The organism is Trinickia sp. (assembly GCF_036503415.1).
Lineage (GTDB): Bacteria > Pseudomonadota > Gammaproteobacteria > Burkholderiales > Burkholderiaceae > Trinickia.
The window spans coordinates 1-15348 of record NZ_DASXWY010000109.1; the positions used below are offsets into that span (position 1 = coordinate 1).

At 63.4% G+C, this 15348-nt stretch carries 15 protein-coding genes and 1 other RNA gene; 9 read left to right on the forward strand and 7 right to left on the reverse strand.

The genetic code is table 11. The features are described from left to right. The coding region (locus VGL01_RS14640; protein WP_331570500.1) for an NAD(P)H-dependent oxidoreductase subunit E at positions 1-273 on the reverse strand (273 nt) is incomplete at its 3' end. A 132-nt stretch (positions 274-405) separates the two neighbouring features. On the opposite strand from VGL01_RS14640, the gene VGL01_RS14645 reads away from it, so the two are divergent. Then, positions 406-1494 carry a substrate-binding domain-containing protein gene (locus VGL01_RS14645; protein ID WP_331570502.1) on the forward strand — a complete coding sequence of 363 codons (1089 nt, stop codon included), beginning with the start codon at positions 406-408 and terminating at the stop codon, positions 1492-1494. 174 nt (positions 1495-1668) lie between these two features. After that, positions 1669-1941, forward strand: coding sequence for a hypothetical protein (locus tag VGL01_RS14650; RefSeq protein WP_331570504.1), 273 nt, complete (start codon positions 1669-1671; stop codon positions 1939-1941). Between the two features lie 28 nt (positions 1942-1969). Here VGL01_RS14650 and VGL01_RS14655 read toward each other — a convergent pair whose 3' ends face one another. Both VGL01_RS14655 and VGL01_RS14660 read right to left on the reverse strand, forming a co-directional pair. Further along, entirely contained in the window at positions 1970-2353 is a 384-nt protein-coding gene (locus VGL01_RS14655; protein WP_331570506.1) for a hypothetical protein, read from the reverse strand. Positions 2354-2465: 112 nt separating this feature from the next. Then, a complete protein-coding gene (locus VGL01_RS14660) occupies positions 2466-2963 on the reverse strand; it encodes a helix-turn-helix domain-containing protein (protein ID WP_331570508.1) in 498 nt (165 codons plus the stop codon). A gap of 160 nt (positions 2964-3123) precedes the next feature. On the opposite strand from VGL01_RS14660, the gene VGL01_RS14665 reads away from it, so the two are divergent. Beyond that, a complete protein-coding gene (locus VGL01_RS14665; RefSeq protein ID WP_331570510.1) occupies positions 3124-4044 on the forward strand; it encodes an alpha/beta fold hydrolase in 921 nt (306 codons plus the stop codon). 113 nt (positions 4045-4157) lie between these two features. Here the strand turns inward: VGL01_RS14665 and ssrA are convergent. From ssrA to ompA, 4 genes are all read right to left on the reverse strand, one after another. Then, positions 4158-4548: a transfer-messenger RNA gene (ssrA, locus tag VGL01_RS14670) on the reverse strand. Positions 4549-4648: 100 nt separating this feature from the next. Continuing rightward, positions 4649-5362 (reverse strand): HAD-IA family hydrolase, encoded by a 714-nt coding sequence (locus tag VGL01_RS14675; protein ID WP_331570512.1) that lies wholly within the window; start codon positions 5360-5362, stop codon positions 4649-4651. Further along, on the reverse strand, positions 5359-6066 hold the full coding sequence (gene ubiG / locus VGL01_RS14680; RefSeq protein ID WP_331570514.1) for a bifunctional 2-polyprenyl-6-hydroxyphenol methylase/3-demethylubiquinol 3-O-methyltransferase UbiG: 708 nt from the start codon (positions 6064-6066) through the stop codon (positions 5359-5361). The genes VGL01_RS14675 and ubiG overlap by 4 nt, the downstream gene beginning before the upstream one ends. A 188-nt stretch (positions 6067-6254) precedes the next feature. Then, a complete protein-coding gene (ompA, locus tag VGL01_RS14685) occupies positions 6255-6914 on the reverse strand; it encodes an outer membrane protein OmpA (RefSeq protein ID WP_331570516.1) in 660 nt (219 codons plus the stop codon). 486 nt (positions 6915-7400) lie between these two features. Between ompA and gyrA the strand changes: the two genes are divergently transcribed. From gyrA to VGL01_RS14715, 6 genes are all read left to right on the forward strand, one after another. Continuing rightward, positions 7401-10022, forward strand: a complete 2622-nt coding sequence (gene gyrA, locus VGL01_RS14690) for a DNA gyrase subunit A (RefSeq protein ID WP_331570518.1) — start codon at positions 7401-7403, stop codon at positions 10020-10022. Between the two features lie 40 nt (positions 10023-10062). Beyond that, positions 10063-10668 (forward strand): DUF2059 domain-containing protein, encoded by a 606-nt coding sequence (locus VGL01_RS14695; RefSeq protein ID WP_331570520.1) that lies wholly within the window; start codon positions 10063-10065, stop codon positions 10666-10668. A gap of 191 nt (positions 10669-10859) precedes the next feature. Then, entirely contained in the window at positions 10860-11942 is a 1083-nt protein-coding gene (gene serC / locus VGL01_RS14700; protein ID WP_331570522.1) for a 3-phosphoserine/phosphohydroxythreonine transaminase, read from the forward strand. 72 nt (positions 11943-12014) lie between these two features. Beyond that, complete coding sequence (pheA, locus tag VGL01_RS14705) at positions 12015-13097, forward strand: prephenate dehydratase (protein WP_331570557.1); 1083 nt, start codon at positions 12015-12017, stop codon at positions 13095-13097. Positions 13098-13196: 99 nt separating this feature from the next. Further along, entirely contained in the window at positions 13197-14309 is a 1113-nt protein-coding gene (hisC, locus tag VGL01_RS14710; RefSeq protein ID WP_331570524.1) for a histidinol-phosphate transaminase, read from the forward strand. 84 nt (positions 14310-14393) lie between these two features. Then, entirely contained in the window at positions 14394-15338 is a 945-nt protein-coding gene (locus VGL01_RS14715; protein ID WP_331570526.1) for a prephenate dehydrogenase, read from the forward strand. The last annotated feature ends 10 nt before the right edge of the window (positions 15339-15348 follow it).

Consider the following 15348-nt stretch of genomic DNA (forward strand, 5'->3'; position numbering starts at 1 on the left):
CGCTTCGGTGCCCATGCTGCGGCACGATTCGGCCCGGCACAGTGCCACGCCCACGCGCGGCGGCGCGCTCGTGCGGAAATGGTGGTAGTACGTCAGCACGCCATGCACTTCGGCGCGCGAGAGGTTCATCGCCCGCGCCAGCGGCGTCACCACTTCGGGCGGGATGAAACCGGCTTCGTCCTGTATCGCGTGCAGCACCGCGAGGAGCGACACGCCCGGCTTCCAATGCCGGCGGACGAGCTCATCCGGCGCCGGGGGGCTTGCATATTCCAAGTGGGTCTCCTTCCAGCCCGCATATATGTACTTGATACTCATATGGCGCACATATATGCTCGACGTTTTCCAGTTATGATCGAACGATAGGCGCGGTCAATACGAAGTGCAATAGGAAATTGGACGACATAAATGATTGATATCAAATGCGTCGCTGAATTGATCGTGCGCGACAGCGCGGGCCGCGAGGCGAGCCTGACCGATATCGTGCCGCTGCTGGCGCTCGTCGACGAGACGGGCAGCATTGCGCAGGCCGCCGAGCAAAGCCGGCTGTCGTACCGCCATGCGTGGGGATTGCTGCGCCTTTTCGAGGCGCGCCTCGGCGGCGACCTGATTGCGAAAGAGCGCGGCAAGGGCTCGGCGCTCTCGAGTCTGGGCCATGCGGTCGTGCGCGCGCAGCGCCTGTGCGCGGAGCGGCTCGACGCCCCGATGCAGGGGCTGGCGAGCGAGATTGCCGAGGAGCTTGGTCGCCAATTGGGGCGCAGTGCGATGGTACGCATCCATGCGTCGCACGGTTATGCGGTGGCGGCGCTCGTCACGGCGCTGCAAACCCGCGAAGCCGGCTCCGTCGACATCAAATATCGCGAGAGCGCGGAAGCCGTCGCGGCGCTGGCGCGTGGGGAATGCGACTTTGCGGGCTTTCATTTGCCGCGCGGCGCGTTTCGGGAGCTTTGTGCAGACATTTATCGGCGCTGGCTCGACCCGCGCCGGCATGTCCTCATCTATTTGACCCGGCGCAAACAAGGGCTCTTCCTGCAAAAGGGCAATCCGAAGCAGGTCCGCGGGCTCGACGACCTCGCCCGCGCCGATGTGCGCTTCGTCAACCGGCAGCCAGGTTCCGGAACACGGCTCTTGATCGATCTTGAATTGCGTCGTGTCGGCGTCGATCCGGAGCGCATCAACGGCTACGCCTCGACCGAACTCACGCATACCGCGATTGCGGCGTTCGTCGCGAGCGGTATGGCGGACGTCGGCTTTGGCGTGGCACCCGCGGCGCATCATTTCGGTCTCGACTTCGTGCCGATCGTCGATGAAGACTATTACTTCGCCTGCGAGCGAGCGCGGCTGTCAGCGGGGCCGCTGGCCGCCGCGCTGGCGGTGCTGCGCAGCGACACGTTTCGGCTCGGCGTATCGCACCTGGAAGGCTACGACCCGGCGGAGTGCGGCTCGCTCGTCGACATTCAAAACGGCTTGCGGGGCGGGGCCCATATCGCCGGTTGATGCGACGCCCGTCATCGGGCGGTGCAGCGCCTTCACGCACCGCTGGATCGGCCGTTCCCGCGGCCCGGCATTACCGCTGTAACGCGCGTCGCTGCACAGTAAGTCGGTTTCGCGGTACGCTTGCAGCCTTCTTTCCTCCGATCGATCTACGCGCCGTCGGGCGCGGCAAGCGATATGAAACGGCTTATCCAATTCACTGCGTGCGTCATGTCCATCGGCGCGTTATGCGCTGCAACATCGGTTGCGTTCGCACAGATTTCGCCCGGCGTGCCGGGCGGCATCCTCAACGACGAATTCCGTTTGCAGGAGCATCCGCAACTGCAATTTGCGGCATCGGAATCCGCGGCGCGCAACAAGAAGTTTCAGAATGGCCGTTCGCAACGGCGCAAACGCGGCGACAACGGCGACCCGGACGGCTGCAACCTCCAATGTCCGCAGGATCAGTGAGCGTTCCCGCGCAAGAGGGCGGCAAGCGTCATACGACGCAACGCGCGATGTGATATCGAAGCTCGGGTTCGGACACGGAGCCGTCGTCTGACGACGGCTTGTGCACGTTGACGGCGCTGCCGGCCCCGGCGGGCGCGAGCGTGATGCGCCACGCGTTGGCGCGCGCACCGTTGCCGATGACGAGTTCGGTGGCAGTGCCGGAGCTGGCGCGGTGCACGCCGCGCATCCGGCTCGAGAGACAGCTCGTGATCGAGCTCGGCGAGCGGTGCGAGGTGAAGGCCATCGCGGAATCCGACGCACGGGCGGCTGTCGCGGGCGACAGGCCGGCATTGTTCGAAGCGGTGGGAGAAGAGCCGCAAGCGGCCAATCCGAGAAGCGGCAATGCGGCCAGGGCGGCAAAAATTTTGGTCATGTGAACGCGGTTAGGAGCGAAAAGACGGCGAGACCGAGGTCTCCGACGGGGCAACGTTAGTCTAACCGCCGATCGATGCAAAGAATTCGCCGAAAAAAGGCCAAAAACCAGGTCATCTGCTGCTCGCCGTGCCTGCTGTCCCGCTTCGTTTTTTCGTGGCTTCCGTTGAGGGGCCCATGACGATCGTGTCTTCGGGCGCCAACGTGTGCCCACTCCGAGCCCGGATCTCGAGCTTCGGGATAGGGGCGCCGGTCTTTTTCTCGACGAGCACCGCATGCGCCTCTTGCGGCTCGAAGAAAAACTCGTCGCCCCATTGCCGCAGCGCGACAAGCAGCGGAAACAGCCCGCGTCCTTTCTCGGTGAGGACATATTCTCGATGGGCGCTTCCGTCCGAGGCGGGCCCCATATGCAGAATGCCGTGGGTCACCAGATTGCGCAGCCGGACCGACAGAATGTTTTTTGCGAGTCCCAAGCTTCGCTGAAATTCGCCGAAACGGCGCAGGCCGTCGAAAGCGTCGCGAATGATGAGCAAGGACCACCAGTCGCCGATGGCATCGAGCGGTCGGGCCACTCCACACAGCGAATCGGCGTGAGTCGTTCGTTTGACCATAGTCCTGTCTTCCAGCCTGAAACCCGTTCGCCGGACCAACACCGGCGGTTAAATTCACTCGTATGGTTGCAATATAAAACCGAGTGGGATATAACGCAACGGTTTCATATTGAAACTATTTGGCTGAAAACGACCATGTCCCATCCGGAGGAGGCGTTTCATGAATCGATTCGTTGATACGTTCGACGGAATGTACCCCTATGCACCGCACTTCCATGAAGCGCCGGGCTTTCAAATGCACTATGTGGACGAGGGACCGCCCGATGGGCAGGTTGTGCTTTGCCTGCATGGCGAGCCGACCTGGGGATTCCTATTCAGAGCGCTCATTGCAGCGTTGCGCGGCGCTTATCGCGTCGTCGTGCCGGATCATATGGGGTTTGGCAGGAGTAGCACCCCGCCGTTGCGCGACTATTGGCTGCAGGACCACATCGACAATCTGGAGCGTTTCGTCCTGGCGATGGACCTGCGCGAGATCACGCTGGTCATGCATGATTTCGGTGGGCCCGTCGGGATGGGCTTAGCGTCGCGCCACCCGGACCGCATTCGGCGAATCGTCAGCGTGAACGCGCCGACGCCGTTCGGACAGGCGACGCTCGCCGAACGATTACGCGCTAACACCGCTGTTTCGCCGTGGTTTCAATGGGTCATCAAAGCCGAGTCCCAGGGGCGCCTCGATGCCGTACTACGTGAGCTCGGCTTCAACATTCTGAGTACATTGAAGCTGAACGGATTCGAGGATCATGGTGTGATAACCGACGCCTGGCTGCGCGCCTACGGCGGCCGTTTCGCAACGCCCGCCGATTGTGCGGGAGCAATCGGGTGGGCCAAAGGGTTCGCCATCGGCGCGCACCGTTTCGAGGTGCCCGACACGGCCGCGCGTCGCGCCATTTCGGCGATGCCGGCCCTGGCCATTTGGGGAATCGCCGATCGCACGTTGCACGCCGATCATTTTCTGCCGCTCTTTAGCGAGCTTTTTCCGGCGGCGCCGATACACGAGCTCGAAGGTGTGGGGCACTACAGTCTAGAGGATGCGCCGCGAGCGATCACTGCAAGCGTCCGTTCCTTCCTCGAGCGGACCTGATGGACTCCCGCCCGCGTCGCGCATGTCGGGCAGGCTCTCGGGGTCGCGATGCCTGACCGGGCGGCGGTCTCTGAAAAGAAAAAAGGTTCGGAGATCATCCGAACCTTCGGTATTGGTGGAGCCGGCGGGAATCGAACCCGCGTCCGCAAATAGTCCACAGCCAGTTCTACATACTTAGTTCAGTCATTTGATTTAACCGCACCGACGCGGACGAACACGCTTCGTTACGGCGAGTCACTTGATTTTCGGCCCTGGCAGCGTGACACCACCAAGGATTAGCTGACGTAAGAGACCTCGCTGGTCTTGCGACCCTGACCCATCAGCGAGCCAGTGCGAGGGAGACCGGTTTTAGGCGGCCTGCAGTGCGAGAGCGTCGTTAGACGCCGCGCCGAAGCGCTTCGAAAGATCGTTCGCAGTTACTTAATTCCCATTGATTTACGAGGTGACGGGTCCTCGGTATGCCCTGAACTGCTTCATTACCCACGTCGAAACCAGGTCGGCCCCTGTGTGTAGGGTGGGATTATCCCACAGAACACAAGATGGTGCGGCTTCGCCGCATTTCAAGCGCTGTGCTGTCGACTCGGCGGGCGCCCCGGCCGGGCCTTCACCGCAGGTCGTGCAGCAACTGCTGCAACTGTTGCGGCGAATCGACGATGTGCTGCGCGTGCCACATCGCCGGCGGCAGATCGGTGCCGCAATACCCGTAGGCCGCCGCCACCGTGATCATGCCCGCCGCGAACCCCGCTTGCACGTCACGCAGATCGTCACCGATATAAACGATCCGCTCGGGACGCATCGCGAGGCTTTCAGCCGCATGGAGCAGGGGGGCAGGGTGCGGCTTCGAATGAGGGGTCGTATCGCCGGAGACGACACATGCTGCGCGCGAGGCAAGTCCGAGCTGCTCGACGAGAGGCATCGTCAATCGGCCGACTTTGTTCGTGACGATGCCCCAGCGCACGTTGCGCGCATCGAGGACGTCCAGCAATTCGCCGATGCCGGGAAAGAGCGTCGTTTCGATGCAAAGGTCCGCTTCGTAATTGGCGAGAAACTCCTCGCGCATCGACGCGTACCCGTGATCCTCCGGGCCGATGCCGAATGCGCCGCCGATCAAGCCGCGCGCACCGGCCGAGGCCAGCGGCCGCAGCGTGTCGAGCGGCACCATGTCGAGGCCCCGGTCCGCGCGCATCTTGTTGACGGCAGCAACGAGATCGGGCGCCGTGTCGGCCAGCGTACCGTCGAGATCGAACAGCACGCCGCGGCACAAGCCGATCGATGCGATGCCGTCGGTCAGTTCGGGTTGGGGCGTCGGCTGACTCATGCGTCCACCTTCGCCCGGCGGCAGGCAAAAAGATAATTGACGCTCGTGTCGTCGGAGAGCATGAAATGCTTGCCAAGCGGCCGATACGTGATGCCTTTCACCTCGGCAGCGTCGAGGTTGGCCGCGCGCGCGAATGCGGCGAGTTCGGAAGGGCGGATGAAGCGTGCGTAATCGTGCGTGCCCTTGGGCAGCATTTGAGCGATATATTCCGCGCCGATGACGGCGAACAGATATGACTTGATGCTGCGGTTGAGCGTCGAGAAGAACACCCATCCGCCCGGCTTCACGAGCATGGCGCACGCCTTCACGATGGCAGCCGGATCGGGCACGTGTTCGAGCATCTCCATGCACGTGACGACATCGAAGGTGCCCGGTTCGCGTGCCGCCAGGGCCTCCGCGGCGATTTCCTCGTACTCGACGGTAATGCCGCTCTCGAGGCTGTGCAGATCGGCTACGCCAAGCGCCTGCGACGAAAGATCGATGCCTTTGACCTGGGCCCCGAGGCCTGCCATCGATTCGGACAGGATGCCACCGCCGCAACCGACATCGAGCACGCGTTTGCCGGGTAGGTGCGCATGGGAGTCGATCCAGGCGAGCCGCACGGGATTCAACTCGTGCAGCGGCTTGAACTCTGCATTCGGATCCCACCAGCGATGAGCAAGATCGCTGAATTTCTGCAATTCGTGGGGATCGGCGTTGGTCATGGCGTATCGAGCGGTAACAATATTAATAGAGGGTAACAATATAAATAGACGCACACGGGCTAGGGCCGAGTATATCGGGCCCGGTGCGGCGTTAAAAGTCGCCGGCGCGGCGATGGGTCGAATCCGCGCGCCGAGCAGAAAAAAACCCCGCCGAAGCGGGGTTTTTTGAGGCTGCAGCGGACGCTGTTTTACTGAGCGTTCGTTTGCTGCGTGCCGACCACTTCGACTTCCACGCGGCGGTTCGGTGCGAGGCAGGCCTTGAGGCTTGCCGTGACCTTCTTGCCTGCGCAGTCCTTGACCGGATTGCGCTTGCCCTTGCCTTCCGTGTAGATCTTGTTCGCCGGAACACCCTTGCTGACCAAGTAGGCCTTCACGGCTTGCGCACGGCGCAGCGACAGGCGGTCGTTGTACTTGTCCGAACCGATGCGGTCCGTGTAGCCCGTTGCAACGACGACTTCCGTGTTCATGCCTTGAATCTTCGAGGCCAGATCGTCGAGCGCCTGCTTACCAGACGGCTTCAGGACGGCCTTGTCGAAGTCGAACAGCGTGTCGGCCTGATACGTGACCTTCTGGCTCGTGATGGCCGGAGCTGCCGGGGCCGGGGGAGCCGGCGGCGTCGGGGCCTGGGCGACGAGAGCGCCGTCGCACTTGGCATTCGCCGTTGCGGGCGTCCAGAATGCATCGCGCCAGCAAAGCTCGTTCGTGCCGTTCATCCACACGTATTCACCGGTGCCGTTGACCCAGTTGTCATTCGTGGCTTGTCGCGACGCCGGCACCGACTGTGCCGAAGCGGATGCAGCCATAACTGCGGTAGCTGCAATGAACGCGAGCTTTGAAAGTTTATTCATATTTCTCCTCTCGAATTTGAGATTACCGCAGGTTTACTGCGAGCCTGGATGACGAAGACAAGTCATACATTGCTCGAAGTATAACATTGGTGCGGCACAAAAAACGCCACGCCATGCGGACACTTCGAGCAGCGTCTAACCAAGTGCGTTGGCATTTTGCCATATCGTTCCCTTCTTACGAAAAAAAAATCCCGCCGCCTGGAGCCTCCCGTTTTTATTGTGGTGCGTCCGCAACAGGTAAGCGGGGCGGGCTTCTCCGAGCGGTCGGCACCCGCACGATGCGTGCCAGCGGAAAAGAAAAATTTGCCTCGCGACGGCCCTAAATCGACGCTATGGCGCCCTCTTGCCGTTGCCCCGCTGGGGGAGTATGTGCGCACTCGGGGCGGCCCCGCCCGGCATGCTAGAATCGCGTGATGCCCGGCGCCCGATGCCGGGTTGGCGGGCAACCGGCTCCCGGTTCGCCTTCGCCCCGAAAAGATACGGATAATGGATCAATTCGCCAAAGAGACTCTGCCCATCTCCCTCGAGGAGGAAATGCGCCGTTCGTACATCGAGTACGCGATGAGCGTAATCGTCGGACGTGCGCTTCCCGACGTTCGGGACGGCCTCAAACCCGTGCATCGGCGCGTGCTCTACGCGATGCACGAACTCAACAACGACTGGAACCGCGCCTATAAGAAGTCCGCGCGTATCGTGGGCGACGTGATCGGTAAATACCATCCGCACGGCGACCAGGCGGTATACGACACGATCGTGCGCATGGCGCAGAATTTTTCGTTGCGCTACATGCTCGTGGACGGGCAGGGCAACTTCGGCTCGGTCGACGGCGACAACGCCGCAGCCATGCGGTACACGGAAATCCGCATGGCGAAGATCGGGCACGAGCTGCTCGCGGATATCGACAAGGAAACGGTCGATTTCGGCCCGAACTACGACGGCAGCGAAAACGAGCCGCTCATCCTGCCCGCGCGCATTCCGAACCTGCTCATCAATGGTTCGTCGGGCATCGCCGTCGGCATGGCGACCAACATCCCGCCCCACAATCTCGGCGAAGTCGTCGATGCCTGCCAGCATCTTCTGAAGGATCCGGGCGCGAGCCTCGACGAGCTCATCGAGATCGTGCCGGCGCCCGACTTTCCGACGGGCGGCATCATCTACGGCGTGGCCGGCGTGCGCGACGGCTATCGCACGGGCCGCGGGCGCGTGGTCATGCGCGCGCAGACGCACTTCGAGGAAATCGATCGCGGCCAGCGCATGGCGATCATCGTCGACGAGCTGCCGTACCAGGTGAACAAGCGCTCGCTGCTCGAGCGCATCGCCGAGCTCGTCAACGAGAAGAAGATCGAGGGCATCTCCGATATTCGCGACGAGTCCGACAAGAGCGGCATGCGTGTCGTCATCGAGCTGAAGCGCGGCGAGGTGCCGGAAGTCGTCCTCAACAATCTGTACAAGGCGACGCAACTGCAGGACACGTTCGGCATCAATATGGTCGCGCTCGTCGACGGCCAGCCGAAGCTGCTCAACCTGAAGGAAATGCTCCAGGCATTCCTCTCGCACCGGCGGGAGGTGCTGACGCGGCGCACCGTATACGAGTTGCGCAAGGCTCGCGAGCGCGGCCACGTGCTCGAAGGCCTGGCGGTCGCGCTGGCCAACATCGACGAGTTCATCTCGATCATCAAGGCCGCGCCGACACCGCCGATCGCGAAGCAGGAATTGATGGCGCGAGCCTGGGATTCGTCGCTCGTGCGCGACATGCTCGCGCGCGCCGAAACCGAGAATGCAGCCGCGGGCGGGCGCGAGGCCTACCGGCCGGAAGGGCTCAACCCGGCCTTCGGCATGCAGGCGGACGGCCTTTACAAGCTCTCCGATACGCAGGCTCAGGAAATCCTGCAGATGCGTCTGCAGCGCTTGACGGGCCTCGAGCAGGACAAGATCATCGGCGAGTACCGCGAAGTGATGGCCCAGATCGCCGATCTGCTCGACATCCTCGCGCGCCCGGAACGCATTACGGCAATCATCGGCGACGAGCTGGCGGCCGTGAAGGCCGAGTTCGGCGACGCGCGCCGTTCGCGTATCGAACTCAATGCGACCGAGCTCAACACCGAAGATCTGATCACGCCACAGGACATGGTGGTGACGATGTCGCACGCGGGGTACGTGAAGTCGCAGCCGCTTTCCGAGTATCGGGCGCAAAAGCGCGGCGGGCGCGGCAAGCAGGCCACGCAGATGAAAGAGGACGACTGGATCGACACGCTCTTCATCGCGAACACCCACGACCACATCCTGTGCTTCTCGAACCGCGGCCGCGTCTACTGGGTCAAGGTCTACGAGGTGCCGCAGGGCTCGCGCAATTCGCGCGGCCGTCCGATCGTGAACATGTTCCCGCTGCAAGATGGCGAGAAGATCAACGTCGTGCTGCCGGTCAAGGAGTTCTCGGCCGACAAGTACGTCTTCATGGCGACATCCCTCGGCACGGTCAAAAAGACGCCGCTCGAGGCTTTCAGCAGACCATTGCGCAAAGGTATCATTGCGGTCGGTCTCGACGAAGGCGATTTCCTGATCGGCGCGGCGATCACGGACGGACAGCACGACGTCATGCTCTTTTCCGATGCCGGCAAAGCCGTGCGTTTCGACGAGAACGACGTGCGCCCGATGGGCCGCGAGGCGCGAGGCGTACGTGGCATGCAGCTCGAAGAGGGGCAGCAGGTGATTGCGATGCTCGTCGCGGGCAGCGGGGAGCAGTCGGTGCTGACCGCAACGGAAAACGGGTTCGGCAAGCGCACGCCGATCACGGAGTACACGCGCCACGGCCGCGGCACGAAGGGCATGATCGCGATTCAGACCTCGGAGCGCAACGGCCGGGTGGTGGCCGCCACGCTCGTCGACCCCGAAAGCCAGATCATGCTGATCACGACGACGGGTGTGCTGATTCGCACGCGCGTTGCCGAGATCCGCGAGATGGGGCGGGCCACGCAGGGTGTTACACTCATCAGCCTTGACGAGGGCACGAAGCTTTCGGGCCTGCAGCAGATCGCGGAAGCCGACGCGGATGTCGAAGTGGACGCGGCACCGGCTGAAGACGCAAACGGCGAAGACGGCGAAGTCTGATCGAGCGCCGGAACCGAATTAATTTTTAGAGGGAGTGACGATGCAACGACGTTTCAAACAATGGATGCTGCTGGCCGCCTTTGTGCCGACCTTTGCCATGGCGCAGGCTCTGTCGACGCAGAGCTCGGCACCGTCCACGACGACAGCCGCCGCTGCGAACGATCCGGCCAAGCAGGCTGCGATCAAGGAACTGCTCGCCGCCATCGACGCGCAAAAGCTCGTCGGCGCCATCGCCAACAGCGCGCAGATGCAGGCCAAGCAGCTCGTGCCGGCGATCCTCTCGGACGCGCTGTCGGAGAACAAGTCGCTGAACGACAAGCAAAAGCAGGCAGCCGTGCCGTCGTTGCAAAAGAATGCGGTGCCGAAGCTCGTCGACTCCGCGGGCCAGGTGTTCGCGACGGACTCGTTCCGCAACGACGCGATGCAAGCGCAATACGATGCGTACGGTAAGTACTACACGACGCAGGAAATCAAGGACCTCACGACGTTCTACAAGAGCCCGACGGGTCACAAGTTCATCGAAGTCCAGGACCAGGTGGGCCGCGACGTCGTGAACGGCTTGATGCAGAAGTACATGCCGCAATCGATCAAGGCAACGCGCGACCAGGCCGACAAGGAAGTGGCGTCGGTCAAGCCGGGCAAGTAAGTCGCCTGAGTTTCGGCGCCGGCAAGCCGCCGGCGTGCCTCCCCGAGCGGGCACGCTTTGGCGGCTTTCGAGCGACGATGCGATAATGGCCGTTTGCGCGACATGCGCGAACGGCCATTATCTATTTCCGACCCGTGCGGCCCAATCGAATGGTGTTCGCCGCCGTGTCTCACTCCCCAGGGGTTTCAACGATGCGCGTCTTCAACTTCTCCGCCGGTCCCGCGGCGTTGCCGGAGGAAGTGTTGCGCCAGGCGGCCGACGAGATGCTCGATTGGCGCGGCAGCGGCATGAGCGTGATGGAAATGAGCCATCGCGGGCGCGAGTTCGTATCGATTCACGAAGAGGCGCTCGTCGATTTGCGCGAGTTGCTCGAGGTGCCGGCCAGCCACCATATTCTCTACATGCAGGGCGGCGGCCTGGCCGAGAATGCGATCGTGCCGATGAATCTGCTCGGCGCGCGCAAGACGGCCGATTTCGTCATCACCGGTTCGTGGTCGCAAAAGTCGTTCAAGGAAGCGGGCAAGTACTGCACGCCGCATCTCGCGGCGAGCGGGCAGACGGAGGACGGCTTCACGCGCGCGCCGCGGCGCGCCGAGTGGCAGCTTTCGGACGATCCCGCCTATGTGCATTTGTGCACGAACGAGACGATTCACGGCGTCGAGACCTTCGATATTCCCGATCTCGGCGATATCCCGCTCGTTGCGGACGTCTCCTCGCATGTTCTTTCCCGCCCGCTCGACGTTGCCAAATTCGGGGTGATGTTCGGCGGTGCGCAAAAGAACATCGGCATGGCCGGCGTGACACTCGTCGTCGTGCGTGAGGATCTGCTCGAGCGCTCGCTCGCGATCTGCCCGTCGGCCTTCGAATGGAAGACCGTGGCGGCCAACAATTCGATGTACAACACGCCGCCCACATACGCGATCTACATCGCGGGGCTCGTGTTCAAGTGGCTCAAGCGCCAAGGCGGTATCCGGGCGATGGAGGCGCGCAATCTCGCGAAGTCGAAGCTGCTTTACGACACGATCGACGCGAGCGACTTCTATATCAACAAGGTGGAGCCCGGCTCTCGCTCGAGGATGAACGTGCCGTTCTTCCTTGCCGACGAGTCGCGCAACGAGGATTTCCTGGCCGGCGCCAAAGCGCGCGGCTTGATGCAGCTGAAGGGTCACAAGTCCGTCGGCGGCATGCGGGCATCGATCTACAACGCGGTGCCGCTCGAGGGCGTCGAAGCGCTCGTCGAGTACATGTTGGAATTCGAACAGTCCCGCGCTTGAGAAGGCGCGGGTAACGGGAAGCCGGCGCGCCGCCGCACGCGCGCGCCGACTTTCGATATGGCCGTTTCACGCATGGACGACGAACTCAATTCAAGATTGAAACCGCTGCGCGACCGCATCGATGAAATCGATGCGCAACTGATCGCGCTGCTCAACCAGCGCGCGGCGATCGCGCTCGAAGTGGGCGAGGTGAAGAAGCACTACAACGCGCCGGTGTTCCGCCCGGAGCGCGAACAGCAGGTGATCGCGCGGCTGCAGTCGATGAGCGCGGGGCCACTCGTCGACGAACATATCAGTGCCATCTGGCGCGAGATCATGGCCGCGAGCCGCGCGCTCGAGCGTCCGATCATGACGGCGTTTCTCGGGCCGGCCGGTACGTATAGCGAAGAGGCGATGCACGAGTATTTCGGTCATTCGATCGAAGGGCTGCCGTGTCTGTCGATCGACGAAGTGTTCCGTGCCGTCGAGGCAGGCGCCGCCGAGTTCGGCGTCGTGCCCGCCGAGAATTCGAGCGAAGGCGCGGTTTCGCGCACGCTCGATCTGCTCTTGCAGACGCAGCTCTCCATCGGCGGCGAAATCGCACTGCCGATTCACCACAATCTGCTTACGCAAAGCGGCGGCACCGACGGTGTCACCCGCGTATGCGCGCACGCGCAGGCACTTGCGCAATGCCAGCGCTGGCTCGCGACGCACTTGCCGCACGTCGAGCGGCAAGCGGTGTCGAGCAATGCCGAGGCCGCTCGCATCGCGGCGGCCGATGCGAGCGTTGCCGCGATCGCGGGCGACCGCGCGGCCGCGCGCTATGGCCTGCAGGCCGCCTTTGCGCTGATTCAAGACGATCCGCATAACCGCACGCGCTTCGTCGTGATCGGGCGCGCACCAGCGGGGCAAAGCGGGCTTGACCAGACTTCGCTGATCGTTTCGGTCAAGAACGAGCCGGGCGCCGTATTCAAGTTGCTCGAGCCGCTTGCGCGGCACGGCGTCTCGATGACGCGCTTCGAATCCCGGCCCGCACGTGTCGGAACGTGGGAGTACTACTTCTATATCGACGTCGAAGGCCATCGCGAGGACGCGCCCGTTGCCGCGGCGCTCGCCGAGCTCGAGAAAAAAGCGGCTTTTCTCAAGATCCTGGGCTCGTATCCGCGCGCGCGCTGACGCGGTGAACGCGTGGCCGCCGAGGCGGCCTGCCACGCGCACCGAGAGCGACCCAATCGTATTCTTATGACACGCAGCATCGCCCGTTTGGAGACTTTCATGACCACGCAATACGGCCCTTCCTATGTGCGCCAGATCGCCCCCTATATCGCCGGCAAGCCGATCTCCGAGGTTGCGCGCGAATTCGGGCTCGACGAGGCGCGCATCGTGAAGCTGGCGTCGAACGAAAACCCGCTCGGCATGCCGGACGCGGCCAAGACCGCAATGGCGCGGGCCGTCGAGGAGCTGGGACGCTACCCGGATTCGAATGCGTTCGAATTGAAGGCCGCGATCAGCGCGCGCTACGGCGTGCCGGCCGATTGGATCACGCTCGGCAACGGCAGCAATGACATTCTCGAGCTCGCGGCGCATGCGTTCGTGGAAAAAGGGCAGTCGGTCGTGTATGCCCAGTATTCGTTTGCGGTCTATGCGCTCGCCACGCAAGGACTCGGTGCGCGCGCGATCGTGGTCCCCGCCGTCGAGTACGGTCATGACCTGGATGCCATGCTGAGCGCGATCGAGCCCGATACGCGGCTCGTGTTCATCGCGAACCCGAACAATCCGACCGGTACCTTCGTCGAGGGGCCGGTACTCGAGAAGTTTCTCGATAAGGTGCCCAAGGGCGTCGTCGTCGTGCTCGACGAGGCCTACACCGAATATTTGCCCGCCGAGAAGCGTTACGACTCGATCGAGTGGGTGCGCCGCTATCCGAACCTGCTCGTTTCGCGCACCTTTTCCAAGGCGTATGGACTCGCGGGTTTGCGCATCGGCCTCGCCATCGCCCAACCGCCGCTGACCGATCTGCTGAACCGCCTGCGTCAGCCTTTCAACGTCAACACCGTTGCGCAGGCCGCGGCGATCGCCGCGCTCGGCGATACGGCGTTCCTCGAGAAGAGCGCCGCGCTCAACGCGGCGGGCTACCGTCAGTTGACGCAGGCGTTCGAGAAGCTCGGTCTCGAATATGTGCCTTCGTTCGGCAACTTCGTGCTCGTACGCGTAGGCCACGACGATGGCGCGGGTGCGCGCGTGAACCTTGCGCTGCTCAAGCAAGGCGTGATCGTGAGGCCCGTCGGCAACTATGGATTGCCGCAATGGCTGCGCGTGACGGTCGGCCTGCCGGAGGAAAACGCCGCGTTCATCGCCGCGCTCGAGAAGGCACTTGCGCCGGCCTGAGCCGACGCGCCGCGTGTTGCGCTGTGCCGCCCCGCTCGGAGCGGCAGGCGCTAAAAGTTTGATGGTTCATTTTTTCGGACGGTCGTGGGCACCTTCTTTTTCGACAAACTGGTGATTTTCGGTGTGGGCCTGATCGGCGGCTCGCTCGCTCGCGCCTTGCGCGAACGCGGCGGGGTGAGCGGCGCGCGTACGATCGTGGGCGTGGGCCGCTCGCTTGCGTCGGCCGAACGGGCTCGCGCGCTCGGTGTCGTCGACGAGACGGCCGCGCTCGACGATGACGCCGAATTGGCTCGCGCGCTCGCCGGCGCGGATTTCGTTTTGCTCGCGGCGCCGGTGGCGCAGACCGCGCCGCTCCTGGCACGGATCGCGCCGTTTCTCGATCCCGGGACGCTCGTGACCGACGCGGGCAGCACCAAGGGCGATGTCGTCGCAGCGGCGCGCGCCGCGCTGAGTACCCGTATTGCGCAGTTCGTGCCCGGGCATCCCATCGCAGGCCGCGAATCGAGCGGCGTCGAGGCGGCATTGCCCGATCTCTATGTCGGACGCAACGTCGTGCTGTGTCCGCTGCCCGAGAATCGGGCGCAGGACGTGGCACGCGTGGAGGCGCTTTGGCTCGCGGCGGGCGCGCACGTTCGCACGATGCAAGCCGAGCAGCACGATCGCGTGCTGGCATCGGTGAGTCACCTGCCGCATTTGCTCTCATTCGCACTTGTCGAGCAAATTCTCGGCGCGCCCGATGCGGCGCTCAAGTTCTCTTTCGCCGCCGGCGGGTTTCGGGATTTCACGCGGATCGCCGCGTCGAGCCCGGAGATGTGGCGCGATGTCTGCCTGGCGAACGCGACGGCGCTCGTCGCGGAGCTCGATGCCTACACGGCCGTGCTCGCACGCTTGCGGGCGGCGATTGTCTCAGGCGACGGCGCTGCGCTCGAAGCGGTGTTCGCACGCTCGCGCGAAGCACGCACCGAATGGCAGGAACGCGGCGCGCAAACCGTGGCGGCGCGGCCCCACGGCGACCTCGCTCCGGAATAAACAGGAACGG

What these genes read in the sequence shown, in the direction of transcription:
- serC (WP_331570522.1), top strand. Translation starts at nt 10,860, where the DNA reads ATGCGCGTCTTCAACTTCTCCGCCGGTCCCGCGGCGTTGCCGGAGGAA.
- ubiG (WP_331570514.1), bottom strand. Translation starts at nt 6,066, where the DNA reads ATGACCAACGCCGATCCCCACGAATTGCAGAAATTCAGCGATCTTGCT.
- VGL01_RS14650 (WP_331570504.1), top strand. Translation starts at nt 1,669, where the DNA reads ATGAAACGGCTTATCCAATTCACTGCGTGCGTCATGTCCATCGGCGCG.
- hisC (WP_331570524.1), top strand. Translation starts at nt 13,197, where the DNA reads ATGACCACGCAATACGGCCCTTCCTATGTGCGCCAGATCGCCCCCTAT.
- pheA (WP_331570557.1), top strand. Translation starts at nt 12,015, where the DNA reads ATGGACGACGAACTCAATTCAAGATTGAAACCGCTGCGCGACCGCATC.
- VGL01_RS14665 (WP_331570510.1), top strand. Translation starts at nt 3,124, where the DNA reads ATGAATCGATTCGTTGATACGTTCGACGGAATGTACCCCTATGCACCG.
- ompA (WP_331570516.1), bottom strand. Translation starts at nt 6,914, where the DNA reads ATGAATAAACTTTCAAAGCTCGCGTTCATTGCAGCTACCGCAGTTATG.
- VGL01_RS14660 (WP_331570508.1), bottom strand. Translation starts at nt 2,963, where the DNA reads ATGGTCAAACGAACGACTCACGCCGATTCGCTGTGTGGAGTGGCCCGA.
- VGL01_RS14675 (WP_331570512.1), bottom strand. Translation starts at nt 5,362, where the DNA reads ATGAGTCAGCCGACGCCCCAACCCGAACTGACCGACGGCATCGCATCG.
- VGL01_RS14695 (WP_331570520.1), top strand. Translation starts at nt 10,063, where the DNA reads ATGCAACGACGTTTCAAACAATGGATGCTGCTGGCCGCCTTTGTGCCG.
- VGL01_RS14655 (WP_331570506.1), bottom strand. Translation starts at nt 2,353, where the DNA reads ATGACCAAAATTTTTGCCGCCCTGGCCGCATTGCCGCTTCTCGGATTG.
- gyrA (WP_331570518.1), top strand. Translation starts at nt 7,401, where the DNA reads ATGGATCAATTCGCCAAAGAGACTCTGCCCATCTCCCTCGAGGAGGAA.
- VGL01_RS14645 (WP_331570502.1), top strand. Translation starts at nt 406, where the DNA reads ATGATTGATATCAAATGCGTCGCTGAATTGATCGTGCGCGACAGCGCG.